At 58.5% G+C, this 14934-nt stretch carries 16 protein-coding genes and 1 rRNA gene (1 of these 17 only partly in view); 10 read left to right on the top strand and 7 right to left on the bottom strand.

The window, feature by feature from the left end:
* The 3 genes from IPJ12_03755 to IPJ12_03765 all read right to left on the bottom strand — a co-directional run.
* A 16S ribosomal RNA gene (locus tag IPJ12_03755) occupies window positions 1-773 on the bottom strand (it extends 763 nt beyond the left edge of the window).
* A 388-nt stretch (window positions 774-1161) separates the two neighbouring features.
* Window positions 1162-1719, bottom strand: coding sequence for a transcription elongation factor GreB (gene greB / locus IPJ12_03760; GenBank protein ID MBK7646284.1), 558 nt, complete (start codon window positions 1717-1719; stop codon window positions 1162-1164).
* Window positions 1719-2027: a hypothetical protein gene (locus IPJ12_03765; GenBank protein MBK7646285.1), complete on the bottom strand. Its 309-nt coding sequence runs from the start codon at window positions 2025-2027 to the stop codon at window positions 1719-1721. The genes greB and IPJ12_03765 overlap by 1 nt, the downstream gene beginning before the upstream one ends.
* 65 nt (window positions 2028-2092) lie before the next feature.
* On the opposite strand from IPJ12_03765, the gene IPJ12_03770 reads away from it, so the two are divergent.
* A complete protein-coding gene (locus IPJ12_03770) occupies window positions 2093-2314 on the top strand; it encodes a DUF465 domain-containing protein (GenBank protein MBK7646286.1) in 222 nt (73 codons plus the stop codon).
* A 142-nt stretch (window positions 2315-2456) separates the two neighbouring features.
* Here IPJ12_03770 and IPJ12_03775 read toward each other — a convergent pair whose 3' ends face one another.
* Entirely contained in the window at window positions 2457-3464 is a 1008-nt protein-coding gene (locus IPJ12_03775) for an inorganic phosphate transporter (GenBank protein ID MBK7646287.1), read from the bottom strand.
* Window positions 3465-3478: 14 nt separating this feature from the next.
* Window positions 3479-4117 carry a DUF47 domain-containing protein gene (locus IPJ12_03780; protein MBK7646288.1) on the bottom strand — a complete coding sequence of 213 codons (639 nt, stop codon included), beginning with the start codon at window positions 4115-4117 and terminating at the stop codon, window positions 3479-3481.
* 93 nt (window positions 4118-4210) lie between these two features.
* On the opposite strand from IPJ12_03780, the gene IPJ12_03785 reads away from it, so the two are divergent.
* From IPJ12_03785 to IPJ12_03800, 4 genes are all read left to right on the top strand, one after another.
* Window positions 4211-4543 (top strand): hypothetical protein, encoded by a 333-nt coding sequence (locus IPJ12_03785; GenBank protein MBK7646289.1) that lies wholly within the window; start codon window positions 4211-4213, stop codon window positions 4541-4543.
* A gap of 26 nt (window positions 4544-4569) precedes the next feature.
* Window positions 4570-5616: an aldo/keto reductase gene (locus tag IPJ12_03790; GenBank protein MBK7646290.1), complete on the top strand. Its 1047-nt coding sequence runs from the start codon at window positions 4570-4572 to the stop codon at window positions 5614-5616.
* A complete protein-coding gene (locus IPJ12_03795) occupies window positions 5616-6407 on the top strand; it encodes a ferritin-like domain-containing protein (protein ID MBK7646291.1) in 792 nt (263 codons plus the stop codon). The genes IPJ12_03790 and IPJ12_03795 overlap by 1 nt, the downstream gene beginning before the upstream one ends.
* Before the next feature lie 200 nt (window positions 6408-6607).
* Window positions 6608-8425, top strand: a complete 1818-nt coding sequence (locus IPJ12_03800) for a DEAD/DEAH box helicase (protein ID MBK7646292.1) — start codon at window positions 6608-6610, stop codon at window positions 8423-8425.
* Window positions 8426-8506: 81 nt separating this feature from the next.
* Here IPJ12_03800 and IPJ12_03805 read toward each other — a convergent pair whose 3' ends face one another.
* Both IPJ12_03805 and IPJ12_03810 read right to left on the bottom strand, forming a co-directional pair.
* Window positions 8507-9646, bottom strand: a complete 1140-nt coding sequence (locus IPJ12_03805) for a DUF1513 domain-containing protein (protein MBK7646293.1) — start codon at window positions 9644-9646, stop codon at window positions 8507-8509.
* A 103-nt stretch (window positions 9647-9749) separates the two neighbouring features.
* Entirely contained in the window at window positions 9750-11912 is a 2163-nt protein-coding gene (locus IPJ12_03810; protein ID MBK7646294.1) for a TonB-dependent siderophore receptor, read from the bottom strand.
* Between the two features lie 359 nt (window positions 11913-12271).
* Between IPJ12_03810 and IPJ12_03815 the strand changes: the two genes are divergently transcribed.
* From IPJ12_03815 to IPJ12_03835, 5 genes are all read left to right on the top strand, one after another.
* A complete protein-coding gene (locus IPJ12_03815; protein ID MBK7646295.1) occupies window positions 12272-12448 on the top strand; it encodes a hemin uptake protein HemP in 177 nt (58 codons plus the stop codon).
* Between the two features lie 45 nt (window positions 12449-12493).
* Entirely contained in the window at window positions 12494-13147 is a 654-nt protein-coding gene (locus IPJ12_03820; GenBank protein ID MBK7646296.1) for an energy transducer TonB, read from the top strand.
* Window position 13148: 1 nt separating this feature from the next.
* Window positions 13149-13883, top strand: a complete 735-nt coding sequence (locus IPJ12_03825; GenBank protein ID MBK7646297.1) for a MotA/TolQ/ExbB proton channel family protein — start codon at window positions 13149-13151, stop codon at window positions 13881-13883.
* A gap of 1 nt (window position 13884) precedes the next feature.
* The gene (locus IPJ12_03830; protein ID MBK7646298.1) at window positions 13885-14310 is read left to right on the top strand and encodes a biopolymer transporter ExbD; all 426 of its coding nucleotides are present in this window, start codon (window positions 13885-13887) and stop codon (window positions 14308-14310) included.
* A gap of 77 nt (window positions 14311-14387) precedes the next feature.
* Complete coding sequence (locus tag IPJ12_03835; GenBank protein MBK7646299.1) at window positions 14388-14933, top strand: iron transporter; 546 nt, start codon at window positions 14388-14390, stop codon at window positions 14931-14933.
* Window position 14934 lies beyond the last annotated feature (1 nt).

A 14934-nucleotide genomic window follows, 5' to 3' on the forward strand; every position in this document is an offset into this window, starting at 1 on the left:
TTGCTACCCACGCTTTCGTGCATGAGCGTCAGTATTGGCCCAGGGGCTGCCTTCGCCATCGGTGTTCCTCCACATCTCTACGCATTTCACTGCTACACGTGGAATTCCACCCCCTCTGCCAGACTCTAGTCTGCCAGTCATAAACGCAGTTCCCAGGTTGAGCCCGGGGATTTCACGCCTATCTTAACAAACCGCCTGCGCACGCTTTACGCCCAGTAATTCCGATTAACGCTCGCACCCTACGTATTACCGCGGCTGCTGGCACGTAGTTAGCCGGTGCTTCTTATTCCGGTACCGTCATCCACACAGGGTATTAACCCATGCGTTTTCTTCCCGGCTGAAAGAGCTTTACAACCCGAAGGCCTTCTTCACTCACGCGGCATGGCTGGATCAGGCTTGCGCCCATTGTCCAAAATTCCCCACTGCTGCCTCCCGTAGGAGTCTGGACCGTGTCTCAGTTCCAGTGTGGCGGATCATCCTCTCAGACCCGCTACAGATCGTCGCCTTGGTGAGCCTTTACCTCACCAACTAGCTAATCTGATATCGGCCGCTCAATCAGCGCAAGGTCTTGCGATCCCCTGCTTTCCTGCTCACAGAATATGCGGTATTAGCGTAACTTTCGCTACGTTATCCCCCACTGAAAGGTACGTTCCGATACATTACTCACCCGTTCGCCACTCGCCACCAGGATTGCTCCCGTGCTGCCGTTCGACTTGCATGTGTAAGGCATGCCGCCAGCGTTCAATCTGAGCCAGGATCAAACTCTTCAGTTTAATCCAACATTACTACTCACAATTCACTGACGGTAGAATGTTACTTCTACCTCGATGGATCTCTCCATCCGTGTGATTGCCTTTAATACTTTTGCGTGACCGAAGTCACTAGCATCAAGGCACCCACACCTATCGGTTGTCCAAATTGTTAAAGAACTTCTTTCTTCGCCGCGCCGTTTCTTTCGATCCGTCTGCAGCAGAGAGGCAAGATTATGAAGCAAACCTCACTTCCCGTCAAGCGTTTCTGAAAAATCTTCTTTCTTCGCTTGCCCCCCAAAACCGCCGAAAACACCCGGCACCGCAGGAGAGGTGCGCATTCTACAGACTAATTCCACACCGTCAACTTAAATTGAAAATAATCTTCAGGTCGCCTACAGAAATAGCTTTTTCAGGCGATTTCTTGGTATCTGACCTCGATGATATCGAGCTCTCGAATACCTAATGGGCTTTGGAAACGAATCGAGTCGCCCTCACGCGCCTTGATCAGCGCACGGGCCAAGGGAGAAATCCAGCTGATACGCCCTTGCGACACATCCGCCTCATCGACACCAACGATCGTATAGGTGTTCTCTACACCTTCGATATCTGCCACGGTGACGCGGGCACCAAAGAAGACTTGATCGTTACTTCCCTGACGCAATGGATCGACTATTTCGGCGATCTCCAGGCGCTTGGTCAAAAAACGGATTCTGCGATCGATTTCCCTTAATCGCCGTTTGCCATATATATAGTCACCGTTTTCGGAGCGATCCCCATTTGACGCAGCCCAAGCGACAATCTCAACCACATGCGGACGCTCGCGTTTGACCAAGTGCTCAAGCTCATCCTTCAGACGCGCATGCCCGGCCGGCGTAATGTAGTTGCGCGTCCCGGCAGGAAGTTTCAGTGCAGGCTGAAGCTCTTCTTCATCATCACTGTCACTTTCCCTGACGAACGCCTTGTTCATCAATAGCCAATGCTGTAATGCTCAACGTCAACTCGAATAAGCTCACGCCCGAGCAGAGCCACAGTGTATTTTGCGAATTGCTCTGCCCAAGTGTGCTGACTTTCGAAACGAACTTCACCAGCATATTTCGCAACACTTAATATGCGGTCGACTGCAAGAATCTTCCCGGTAGGCGTTGCAACGTCACACTCAAGGACGGTGAACTCATGGTCAAACCATCTGCGCGCCTCTTCAGGCAGGGCAGCACCTGAAAATTTGAATTCGAATTCTTTTTCTTTTCCGAACGAAACAATCACGTGATGTTGCATTTCCTCTCCTCCGCTAATCGGTTCAAGGTATTCTAGCAAAACAAAAGAAGTCATCAGGAGCCGAAATGTCCCTTCACCCGCTGAGCGAGACGGAGATCAGCGAAGTTCGCGCCCAATTGCATGAACTGCAGGTGGAACATCGCGATCTCGATCAGGTCATTAACCACCTGATCGACAGTCCGCCCCCGGAAGATTTATTGATTCGCCGGCTGAAGAAACGGAAGCTGTTATTGAAGGACCGTATTATTCAACTTGAAGAGATGCTGGTGCCGGATATACCGGCCTAGTCACTTTCAGCCGGGATGCGGAAGAAAAACCAGTAGATTCCGCCGATGGCGCCGACAAGAGCAAGCTCCCAAAGTACCGGAACCAGCCAAACGATTCCTGCCAGCATGGCTAATAGGAATCCATAGGCGACAACCCTGAGAATCAAAGAATCAGGGTGCCGACATACCAGGCAAGAGCGGCCATGGCCGCACTGCAAGGAATAGTCAGAATCCACGCCCAGACGATTCCCCCGGCGACGCCCCAGCGTACGGCCCGCGCACCACGTGTAGAACCGACGCCAGCAATGGCACCTGTAATAGTGTGCGTGGTTGAAACAGGGATACCGAAAGCAGTGGCTAGAAATAGGGTGATTGCACCACCGCTGTTAGCGCAGAAACCACGCGCCTGATTCAGCTTGGTAATGCGATTACCCATCGTCTTGACGATGCGCCAGCCTCCAAACATGGTACCCAAACCCATGGCGCTGTAGCAGGCCAAAACTACCCAAGCGGGGATTGAGTCGGTTGTTTTTGAGATTCCGGCCGCAATCAGCAACATCCAGATGATACCGACCGTCTTTTGCGCGTCATTTCCGCCATGACCCAGACTGTAAGCAGCCGCCGACAGCAACTGGAGACGCCGAAAATGCTTGTCCACCTTGCGTGGCGCCATGTCTCGGCAAATCCAAGAGACAATTACCATCAAGGTGCCACCAATCATAAAGCCGAGGAACGGGGCGACGAAAATGAAGGCAATGATCTTCAGCACGCCAGCTGAAACCAGGCCGCCAATACCTGCCTTGGCCATGGCCGCCCCGACCAGACCGCCAACCAGTGCATGCGACGAGGACGACGGAATGCCGTAGTACCAGGTAATAATATTCCAGATAATGGCCCCGACCAGAGCGCCGAAGATAATGTAGTGATCAACAATGGAGGGGTCGATGGTGCCTTTGCCGATGGTCAGGGCCACCTTGAGCGGAAACAGGAAATAGGCGATGAAATTGAATGCCGCCGCCCAGATCACCGCCTGATGCGGCTTGAGAACGCGTGTCGAAACGATGGTAGCAATTGAATTCGCTGCATCGTGAAAGCCGTTCATGAAGTCGAACAGCAAGGCCACGACCACCAGGGTAACGACAACCCCGAGACTGATATTAAGGGTGTCCATAGCGAGCGATCCGCTCAGGAATTCTCAAGAACGATGGCCTCGACCGTGCTAGCCACATCCTTGCAACGATCGGTTACCGATTCGAGCAGTTCGTAGATTTCCTTGAGCTTGACCACCTCGCGAACATCCGGCTCTTCGCGGAAGATTTTTGACATGGCAGAACGCAACGAACGGTCTGCTTCGGACTCCAACTCGTTGATCTCATGGCAAAGTTTCAGAATGGCTGGTGCGTTATCCATGCTGTGCAACAGCTTGACTACCGACCGCACGCAAATGCAGCAATTCTCGGTCACTACTGCCATCACCTTGGCCTCAGGCGGGACTCGGTTGATGTCGTACAGCGACATCGACTCGGCAACATCCTGCATGATATCCAGAATGTCATCCATGCCATTGATCAGTTGATGAATTTCGTCCCGATCAAAGGGAGTAATGAACGCAGTGTGCAACTGCGCCAGCGTGTCATGGGTAATAGCATCGGCCTTGCGCTCAAGGGTATCGATTTCCTCGGCATAAAGCGGTGCCTTCTCCGGATGGTCCACCAACGCGCCGATCATATTGGATAAAGCCGTTCCACCCAGCGCAATCAACGCGGCATGCGAGTTGAACAGATCGAAATACTTGCCCTCCCTGGGCATCAAGCGTCCGAACATGACAGTTCCGTGAAGTTATTATTACAGCCATTGATTTTAGCACCTGGCACGTCCAACCGGCGCTCAGTGAAGCCCTTCCCGCTAAAATACGGTATGGCCAATTCTTCATTTCCTGTCGATGCCTTTGGTGATCGCTTCGATCTCCGCAAACTGCCGCTTCCTCGACCACCCGCCGGTTACGCAGTACAGATGCTCGATACCGACACCGTGCTGGACCGCGATTCAAACACCTTCTTACCGATCCGCTCGCCAGCACTGCGCGGCCTTTTCCCGAGCTTTGACGAAGCCTATTCGGCCGCGCGGAACTGGGCGGAAGGCAACTGTCCCGATCCTCAAGCGCACCGCCTGGCCATTGTGCCGGCGGGATTTGACACTGTCTTGAATCGCCATGTGCTGATTTATGGCGTCCTCTGCGGTCAACCCTGATTTTTGCCCGAATTCGGAATATTCCAATGACCCCATTCCTGATCAATCCCCTTGGCGGCAGCCCCTTGAAAGTCCCCGAAGTCTGCCTCGGCACCATGACCTTCGGCGAACAGACCAGCGAGGCCGATGCCCACGCCCAGCTCGATTTCGCGCTGGCAGCCGGAATCAACTTCTTCGACACCGCGGAAATGTACGCCGTCCCGACTCGCGCCGAGACCTATGGTGCCTCGGAAAGCATCGTCGGTCGCTGGCTCAAGAGCCAGCCGAGAGAGCAAGTATTGATCTCGACCAAAGTCGCCGGCCCGAGCCGTAATCTCTCCTGGATTCGCAACGGTCCGCCGGCACTGGATCGTGCCAACATCCGCGCCGCCATCGACGGCTCGCTGCAGCGCCTGCAGACCGATTACGTCGACCTCTATCAATTGCACTGGCCAGAACGCAACCAGCCCATGTTCGGTCAGTGGAAATTCGAACCCCAAAACGACAGGGAATGCACACCCATTCGCGAACAGCTCGAAGCGCTGGCCGAACTGGTACAAGAAGGCAAGGTTCGCCAGATCGGCGTCTCCAACGAGCACCCCTGGGGCATCATGGAATTTACCCGGCTGGCAGATGAACTCGGCCTGCCGCGCATTGCGTGGACGCAAAACTCCTACAGCCTGCTCAACCGGACTTTCGAAACCAGTCTGGTGGAAGTCTGTCATCGTCAAAAAATTGGACTGCTCGCCTATTCCCCGCTGGCCTTTGGCCATCTGACCGGCAAATACCTGACAACGCCCAATGCGCCCGGTCGCCTGACCCAGTGGCCAGCCTTTGGTCAGCGCTTCAACAAGCCCAACGTGCCAGCCGCCGTCCAGGCCTATGCCGATCTGGCTACGAAGCATGGCCTGACGCCATTGCAACTGGCGCTGGGCTTCACCCGGTCCCGCTGGTTCGTCACCAGCACCATCATTGGCGCCTCGTCGCTGGCACAATTGAAAGAAACGCTGCCGGCCATGCAGACACCGATGTCGCCCGACATCCTGGCGGACATTGACGCCATCCATCTCCGTTACACCAATCCGGCGCCCTGATGGAATCCATGTTTGGCCGCCTTGCCGAAGCCCTGGCAGTTTCCGAAATTGGCCCAAAAGTCGCGTTGACCGCAACACTGGCCACCGACTGGCAAGCTGGCAAACTCGACTACCGGGACGCTTTGCCAGCCGAGTTGATGTGCGGCCGCCCGGACAAGCCAGCGCTTTTGCCCCACAAAGACGTGCCGAATCGCAGCCCAGGCACACTGGAAGGGCGTGCCCGGCTGCTCCACGCCATCGTGCACATTGAATTTTCGGCCATCAACCTTGCCCTTGACCACGCCGCCCGCTTTCGCGGCCTTCCGCAAGCCTATTACGCCGACTGGATTGGCGTCGCGGCCGAAGAAGCGGAACACTTCATGCTGCTCCGCGACCGCCTGCAATCGCTCGGTTACGACTACGGCGACTTCCCCGCCCATGCCGGACTGTGGGACATGGCCGAAAAAACCGCTGACGACGTCCTCGCCCGCATGGCGCTGGTACCACGCCTGCTCGAAGCGCGCGGCCTCGATGCCACACCCCCCATCCAGATGAAACTGGAGCAAGTGGGCGACCACGAAAGCGCCCGCGTACTCGACATCATTTTGCGCGACGAAATCACCCATGTCGGACTGGGCGATCGCTGGTTTCGCTACCTCTGCGCCGAGCGCGGGATTGAACCCGAAAGCACCTACCTCGACCTGCTAACCCGTTATCAAGCGCCCTGGCCGCAAGGAAAAATGAACGAATCCGCGCGGTTGGCAGCCGGTTTCAGTGCCGGTGAACTGGCGGCCCTTGCAAAAAAAAGGTAGAATAATCAGATCAATGCGTTGATGCACCGCCCGCAGTAGTTCCGAGCAGCCCCCGGTTCAAGTAGGTTTTGTTTGCAGGTTCACCCCATTGATTCGCCCCCGGTATGGCTGCATCGGGGTACTCAGGCCGCCCGACCATCGGGCCAATCCGTCGCCGGTTAAAACAATGTGAATGGCGACGATGAAAGGAAACAGCATCTATGTCGTCTACTCCCGACAGCTTCGCCGATCTCGGCTTAAGCGAAACGCTCCTCAAAACACTGATCGAAATCGGCTACGAAACCCCGTCGCCGATCCAGGCCCAATGTATCCCGGTCCTGCTCGAAGGCCATGACCTGATCGGCATGGCCCAGACCGGCACCGGCAAGACCGCCGCTTTCGCCCTGCCGCTCATGGAACAGATCGACGTCAAGCTGATGAAGCCGCAGGCGCTGATCCTGACGCCGACGCGCGAACTGGCCATTCAGGTTGCCGAAGCCCTGCAAACCTACGCCAAGAACCTGCCCGGCTTCCACGTCCTGCCGATCTACGGCGGCCAGAGCTACACCATCCAGTTGAAGCAGCTGTCGCGCGGCGCCCACGTCATCGTCGGCACCCCGGGTCGCGTCATGGACCACCTCGAGCGCAAGACGCTCAACCTCGACAACCTGAAGACCATGGTGCTCGACGAAGCCGACGAAATGCTGCGCATGGGCTTCATCGACGACGTCGAGTGGATTCTCGAACGCACCCCGGCCCAGCACCAGACCGCGCTGTTCTCGGCCACCATGCCGGAACAGATTCGCCGCGTTGCCCAGAAATATCTGGTCGAGCCGCGTGAAATCAAGATCAAGTCGGCCACCGCCACTGTTGCCGCCATCCGTCAGGTTTACTGGCAGGTTTCCGGCATGCACAAGCTGGACGCCCTGACCCGCATCCTCGAAGTAGAAGAAGACTTCGACGCCGCCATCATCTTCGTCCGCACCAAGACGGCCACCGTCGAACTGGCTGACAAGCTGTCGGCCCGTGGTTACGCTGCCGCCGCCCTGAACGGCGACCTCAACCAGCAGATGCGCGAACGCGTCATCGAGCAGTTGAAGTCCGGCGCCCTCGATATCGTCATCGCCACCGACGTTGCCGCTCGCGGCATCGACGTGCCGCGCGTCAGCCACGTCGTCAACTACGACATCCCGTACGACACCGAAGCCTACGTGCACCGCATCGGCCGTACCGGCCGCGCCGGTCGCACCGGTAACGCCATCCTGTTTGTTGCGCCGCGTGAAATCCGCATGCTGCGCACCATCGAGCGTGCCACGCGTTCGCCGATCGCGCCGCTAACGCTGCCCAGCCGTGCCGACGTGACCAACAAGCGCGTTGCCGACTTCAAGCAAAAGGTCGTTGAAGTGCTCAACGCCGAAGGCCTCGATTTCTTCTCCAACATCGTCTCGCAAATTGCCGAAGAGCAAAACGTCGGCGCCGAGGAAGTTGCCGCCGCGCTGGCCATGATGGCCCAGGAAGGCAAACCGCTGCAGATCGTCGGTGAAGACCCGCGTCCCGCCCCGGCCCCCTCCTTCGACAGCCGTGACAGCCGCCCGCGTCCGGGCAGCTTTGGCGAACGTGATGAACGCAAGCCGCGTGCCGATCGTGGCGACAAGCCCAGCTTCGAGAACCGTGGCGAGCGTCCGCGTCGCGAAGAGCGCCCGACCCGTTCGGCGCCGAGCGGCGACATGGTGCGTTACCGCATCGATGTGGGCAGGGATCACGGCGTTCAGGTCAAGGACATCGTCGGCGCCATTGCCAACGAAGCCGGCATCGAAAGCCGCTTCATCGGCCGCATCGCCCTCTACGACGAGTCGAGCACGGTTGAATTGCCGGCCGGCATGCCGGGCGAAGCTTCCAACGCCCTGAAACGCACCCGCGTCCGCGGTGTGCCGATCAACCTGCGTCCGGACGAAGGTCGTCAGGATGGCGGCGCCAGCACCGAACGCAAGTTCGACGGCGAGCGCAGCTTCAAGAAAAAGAGCTTCGCCGACCGCTGATCACGTTCAGCCAGCATCACACCAAAAGCCACGGCCAGTCCGTGGCTTTTTTCATGTTGGCATCAGCGTCCGATGAACCGATCAGGCTTCGTCGATTAGCACCCAGTGATTGTCCACCGCCATTTTCTCCGGCCAGGGCAACAGGGCCGGCTTGGCGCTCGGGTGCCAGCGAACCAATCCCAAGGCCGTGGAAACCAGTACGCCTCCGCCGGGATCGGGGCCCTCCCAACCGGTCAGGGCGTAGGCTTCCTGCAACTCGACGATGCGCGTCAGCTTGTCCGGCTGGCCCGGATGCCACAACTGGGTCAGCCCGACCTGATTGCTCGACAGGGCAAATCCGCCGTTGTAGGCGGGGGCAATATCACCGGCATAGCCGGCGCCATCGCTGACCCGGGTTGGTATGCACAGTTCGTCCCCGTTGAGCACGGCAAGAATCGGCGCCGCCATACGCGCGACAGGATCGTCATGTTCGGCCTGCATGGCAACGCCGAGGAAATTTTTGTTGGCCGCCGGGCTGCGGCTCCAGGCCAGGTGGCGCAGGCTGAGGCGACGGTCATCCAGCGTCCATTGACGCAGCAGGCCGCCATTCTGGCCATCGAGCCTGACCAGCGATGACTCCATACGGTGCAGATCGTATTTTTTGTCGTTTGCCGTACGCGGGATGCCGCCGTTGGCGATCATCAGGTGCCCGGTGTCGTCGAGCAGCAACTGATGCGGCTCCTGACCGTGGCTGTCCCACTCGGCCAGTTTTTTCAGGCTCCTGCGGTCGCGCACGCCGATCAGGCCACGTCCGCTCTTGCTGTCCGTTTCCGTCGTGTAGATCACGTCGCCACGGGCACTTACCACAACGTGACCGTTCAGCCGGGCGTTTGAGCTTTCGTTGGCGAGGTCGATCAGCTGGACTTGCTTGCCGTCACGGTCGATGCGCATCAGCCATCCCCCTGGGCGCACACCAGTCACCAGCAGGCTGCCATCGGCTTCCGGCGTCAGGCCGTGCGGGCGTGTCGGCAAAGCTACGGCGTGGCGGATTTCCATTTTTTTGCGCGCCCAGTCCGCGGCCAGCACACCGGCGTAATAAGTATCGTCGGCATTGGGGCCACGCCAGGCAGCAGCAATTGTTGCCCCCTTCGGCGCGTCTTGCCCGGCCCATGACAATCCAGCCTGCGGCATCACTGCCATGGCGCCGAACAGCTTCAGAAACTCACGTCGCTTCATTTTCATGACTTATCCATCATTGCTACGGTCAACCGGAAATTTTGGCCAAAATCGAAATCCGGGCCGGTTCAGAAAACGCCCATCCCAGGATGGGCCGACGGCCAGATACTCAGAATCTGAACTCGCCGCTAAGGATGAAACGCCGAGCCTGGCCGGGGACGGTAAAGCCGCCGTTATCGTAGAGCGCGTCGTAATACAGCTTGTCGAAAATGTTCTGGACATTGAACTTGATTGAATACTTCGGCTGCTCGTAGGTCACCATGGCATCCCAGCGCACATACGACGACACGTAGTTCGGGTTGAAGGCCGCTGTTCCGGTCGGCGCGCCACCGTAGCGCTTGCTCTTGAATTCCGCCCCGCCGCCAATCTTGAAACCCATCGGCAAGCGGTAGGTCGACCACAGGTTGAAGGTTGTCTTCGGCGTATTGCGCGGCTCCTTGCCGATAAAGTTCGGGTTGCCCGTCACCGGCGCCACTTCAAGAATTTCCGCCCGGATCAGCGACAGGCCGCTGAAAACCTCCCATTCGTCGGTAATACGACCGGCCAGCTCCAGTTCCAGGCCATTCGAACGGCGTTTTCGGGTCAGAATGCTGGCCGTCGATTCCAGATCGGTGTTGCGCTCCCAATCCTTGATCGCGCTGTACAAGGCCACGCGGAAAGCCAGGTCGCCATCGAGCAGCAACCACTTGGCGCCCAGTTCGGTCACCGCCGAACGTTCCGCCGGATACTGATTGCCCGAAAGCTGGTAGAGATCCGCCGTCGGGCTGAAGGAATCGCTCCAGCCCAAGTAGTAGTGCGCGTCGGGCTGCGGCTGCCAGGACAGGCCGACGCGATAACTGTTCTCGCCGAAGTTGCCGGAGTACTGCGTGCTCGTCATTGTCGAAGTACCCGTCCGGGCAACCGCCACGTAGTCCGAACGCATCTCGTCACGCCGAATGCCTGCGGTCAGCTTCCAGTCTGGGATGAACTCCATCGAATCCTGAACGTAGGCGCTGTAGGTATCACCCTGATAGGTATTGACCGGTCGCGAATCGATGAGTTGGCCCGTCACGCTGTTCGTGAACCCGACCACATCCTTGAAGTAAACCCCGCTGTTTCCGATATTCGCCAGATTCCAGCGTCTTGCCTCTTCCTTCAGATACTCAACCCCGGTGACCAGCTCGTGCGTCATGCCAAAAGTCTTGAAGCGCGTATTCAGGTCGCTCTGAATCACCAGATTGTCGGTCGCCGTCTGTCGTACCTTGGCACTGCTGCCGGTCGCAAATGACGCGGCGCTGCCCGGCGCCGATGCCCAGTACGCGCGCTTGTAGTTGCTCGAACGAAGCACCGTTCGCCACTGGGTATCGGGCGACATCGTGAACAGGTAGTTCAGAGTCGTGATGTTGGTTTCGCTATCGTCAAAGGTGCCATCGACGCCCCAATAGGCGCCTGACTTGGCATAAGCCGCGTTCGGCCGCTTGGTCGCGCTGTCAAACGGAACACCGTAATCGGCGCGGTCCTGGGTGGCCAGATACAAGTGACTCAAAGTCACTTCATGGGGCGTCCCCATGCCGAAGGCAATGTTCGGCGCAAAACCTTGGCGGTGGATTTCCGGCGTTGTTCCGGTTACCGGATTGCGCCGCGTGCTGCCCTCGTCGCGCGTCATGACATTGATGCGAAATGCCGCCTTGTCACCGATCCGCTGGTTCAAATCAGCCTTCACTTCAAAAAAATCGTTGCTGCCGATCCCGATACCAGCCTTGTTGATACCAAGCAGCATCGGCGTCTTGCTCACCTGATTGATCACGCCACCAGCCTGGCCACGACCGAACAGCATGGCCGCCGCGCCACGCAGCACATCGACCTGCTCGGTGTTGAAAACCTCGCGGTTGTACTGGGCGGTATCACGGATACCATCCAGATACATGTCACCAAACGTATAAAAGCCGCGGAGCATCATGTTGTCGCCGGAACGGCCGCCCTCGGCGGCATTGAAGGACAGGCCGGAGACATTGCGCAACGCCTCGCGCAGCGAATTCGCCTCCTGTTCTTCCATCAGCGAACGGGTGATCGTCGTGATCGCCTGCGGCACATCATGCGGATCCTGCACCACCTTGCCGACACGGGTCTTGCTGCCAAGGTAGCGATCCTGCTGTTCCGCAGTCGCCTTGACGGTCACCGGCGCCAGCATCTGCTCTTCGTCAGCGGCAGCATCGACCGCGCCAAGCAAACCGGCGACCATGACCGCCCCAAGCGGCATCAGGCTGGCAGGTCGCCTGCCATGAAGCGGCATGGACTGTGCCCGGCCGAGCTGAAATTTCAAAGGGATTTGGTGGCTGTTGTTCACAAGCAGTCCTCAGTCAAGTCAAAAATGGCTGGCTGGCAGAGGCTGGCTTGCCGAACAAAAAATCAAAGGAATCGCGCGGACCTGTCCAGTAATCCCCGGGTCTGAATACTCCGCTCAGGCGCTTGAAACACAAACCGAAACATGGCGGAACGGAAAATGGCTGGTGATCGACCGAGCGTTAATGCGAATGTATCGCATTTGCAAATAAACAACAAGTTAATTGCGAATGATTCGCAATTGTAATTGACACACATTCTTACTTACGAGACGATGCGATCAATTCTTATTTGCATTAGGTATCCACCATGACCGTTCAAGCGCAAACACCCGAGCCCTGCCCGACAGAAAAAGGACCCGAAAACACACCGCGGATCAGCAGTGAATCCATTCTCTGTGGCGCCCCGATGGTCGAGATCGAACACGCCGGGCAGCGCTACCTGCTGCGCGTCACCCGGGAAAACAAGTTGATCCTGACCAAATAGCCGCTTGCCGCAAGGCCATTCAGATCGCCAAAAATCCCGCAAACCATGAGCTACACGCTATCCCGCCCCTCACCTTTCCAACGCAGCGGCCTGCTGACGGCGGTCATCAGCTTGCATGCCGGCATTTTCCTGATCCTTCTGGCAGCGAAAACTGTCGCACCGCAGATAATCGAACTACCCCTCATCGTCGATCTGCTCGAGACGCTGGATCCGAGTAAAGACCCCATCGCCATGCCACTGCCAGTGGCCAAGCCGCTCCCACCCCTCAAGGTGTCGCGGACACCAGCACCCAAGGCTGCTGCCCCCGCCCCCGTCGAGGCCACGCAACGGAACATTGATCCGCCCGCCGCCGGGATGGCTGCCCCGGCCCTCATCGAAACCAGGCCAACCCCCGCTGCCTCGCCAGCCGAAACAGTCAGTCAGGCACGTTTCGATGCCGATTACCTGAAGAACCCGGCCCCGCCCTACCCACCCCTGTCCCGCCGGATGGGCGAGGAAGGCAAGGTCGTGCTGCGCGTGTTGGTCAATGCGCAGGGTACGGCGGACAGCATCGAGATCAGAACGTCGTCGGGCAGCGAGCGACTCGACTCGTCGGCGCAGAAGGCCGTACGCAACTGGAAATTCATTCCGGCCAAACGGGGCGATATCGCCGTTCAGAGCTGGGTGCAGGTCCCCATTATTTTTAAATTGGAGCAATAAGATGCAGGAAAACACCTTCGGTTTCGCGCACCTGTGGGCCAGCGGCGACACTATTTCGCACGGCGTGGCGGTCATCCTGGCCATCATGTCCGTCATCAGCTGGTATCTGGTCCTGGCCAAGGCCGTCGATTGGTGGATGATGCGTCGCGCCGCCCGGGCCCTGACCGCCTTCTGGTCGGCAAGCAGCGTCGGCGACGGCATTGCCCTGCTCAAGCAGGCCGGCGCCAACAGCCCATACGCCCAACTGGCGACCCAGGCCAACGGCTGCAACACCGATTGCGAAGCGCTTACCGGTCGCCTCGCCTCCCGTTTCGACCCGGCCGAACAAATGGAACGCGCGCTGCGCCAGCAACTGTCCACTACCCAGGCCGGCATGGAAAACGGCCTCACCCTGCTCGCCACGACCGGTGCCACCGCACCTTTCGTCGGCCTGCTCGGCACCGTCTGGGGCATTTACCACGCCCTGCTCGCCATTGGCCTGTCTGGTCAGGCCGCGCTGGAAAACGTCGCCGGCCCGGTTGGCGAGGCGCTGATCATGACTGCCGCCGGCCTCGCCGTCGCCCTGCCCGCCGTCTTCGCCTACAACGCCTTCACCCGCGCCAACCGCGTCATTCTGGCCGACCTCGACGCCTTCGCCCACGACCTGCATGCCTTCTTCACGGTCGGCAAACCGTTTGTGGCCAACAGCGCCCAGATTCATCCGATGCGCGCCCGCGTTGCCACGGAGGCGGCATAGCATGGCTATCGGCAGCTTCAATGCGCAGAACCACCCGATGCCGACGGCGGACATCAACATGACGCCGCTGGTCGATGTGATGCTGGTGTTACTCATCATCTTCATCATCACGGCGCCGCTGATGACGCATCAGGTGCCGGTCGACCTGCCACGCGCTTCAAGCGCCCCGTCGCCGAAAAAGCCGCTGACGCTGCAAATCAGCATCGATGCCGAAAACCGCGTTTTTTTGGCGGCAAATCCGGTTGACCGTGACAGCCTCGAAAACCGCTTCCGTGAAGCCGTCGCCCAGGATGCCAACGTTGACATGCAGCTGCGCGCCGACCGCGCGACCCGCTACGAAACGGTGGCCGAAACGATGAGTGCCGCCCGCCGCGCAGGCCTGACAAAAATCGGTTTCGTTACCCAGCCGGGGGCTGCACCGCAGTAAGAACTTCGACGTTCAATCATCCTCAAGCCAGCCAAGCGATGCCCAGCCAGCCAGAGAAACCAGGGAGTTTATAAATCATGCTGACTATCAAAAATCTCGTTTCCACGCTGGCCTTGACCGCCGCCCTCGCCACCCCGGCCCTCGCCCTCGAATACCCCATCGGCGTGCCGCAGCAACGCAACGGCATGGAAATCGCCGCCGTCTATCTGCAACCGGTGGAAATGGAACCGGACGGCATGATGAAAAAAGTGTCGGAATCCGACATCCACCTCGAAGCCGACATTCACGCTCTGGCCAACAATCCCAACGGATTTGAGGAAGGCGCCTGGATGCCTTACCTGATGATCAAGTTTGAAGTCAGCAAGATCGGCGGCGACTTCAAGACTTCCGGCGACTTCATGCCGATGGTCGCCAACGACGGCCCGCATTACGGCGATAACGTCAAGCTGGCCGGCCCCGGCAAGTACAAGGTGAAGTACACCATCCTGCCGCCGTCGGCCAATCCGCACGCGCATTTCGGTCGCCACACCGACCGCGCCACCGGCGTTCGCCCGTGGTTCAAGCCGTTTGAAGTCGAGTACGAATTCACCTACGTCGGCATCGGCAAAAAAGGCGGCTACTGAT

The organism is Betaproteobacteria bacterium (genome assembly GCA_016709965.1).
GTDB classification, from domain to species: Bacteria; Pseudomonadota; Gammaproteobacteria; order Burkholderiales; family Rhodocyclaceae; genus Azonexus; species Azonexus amarohabitans.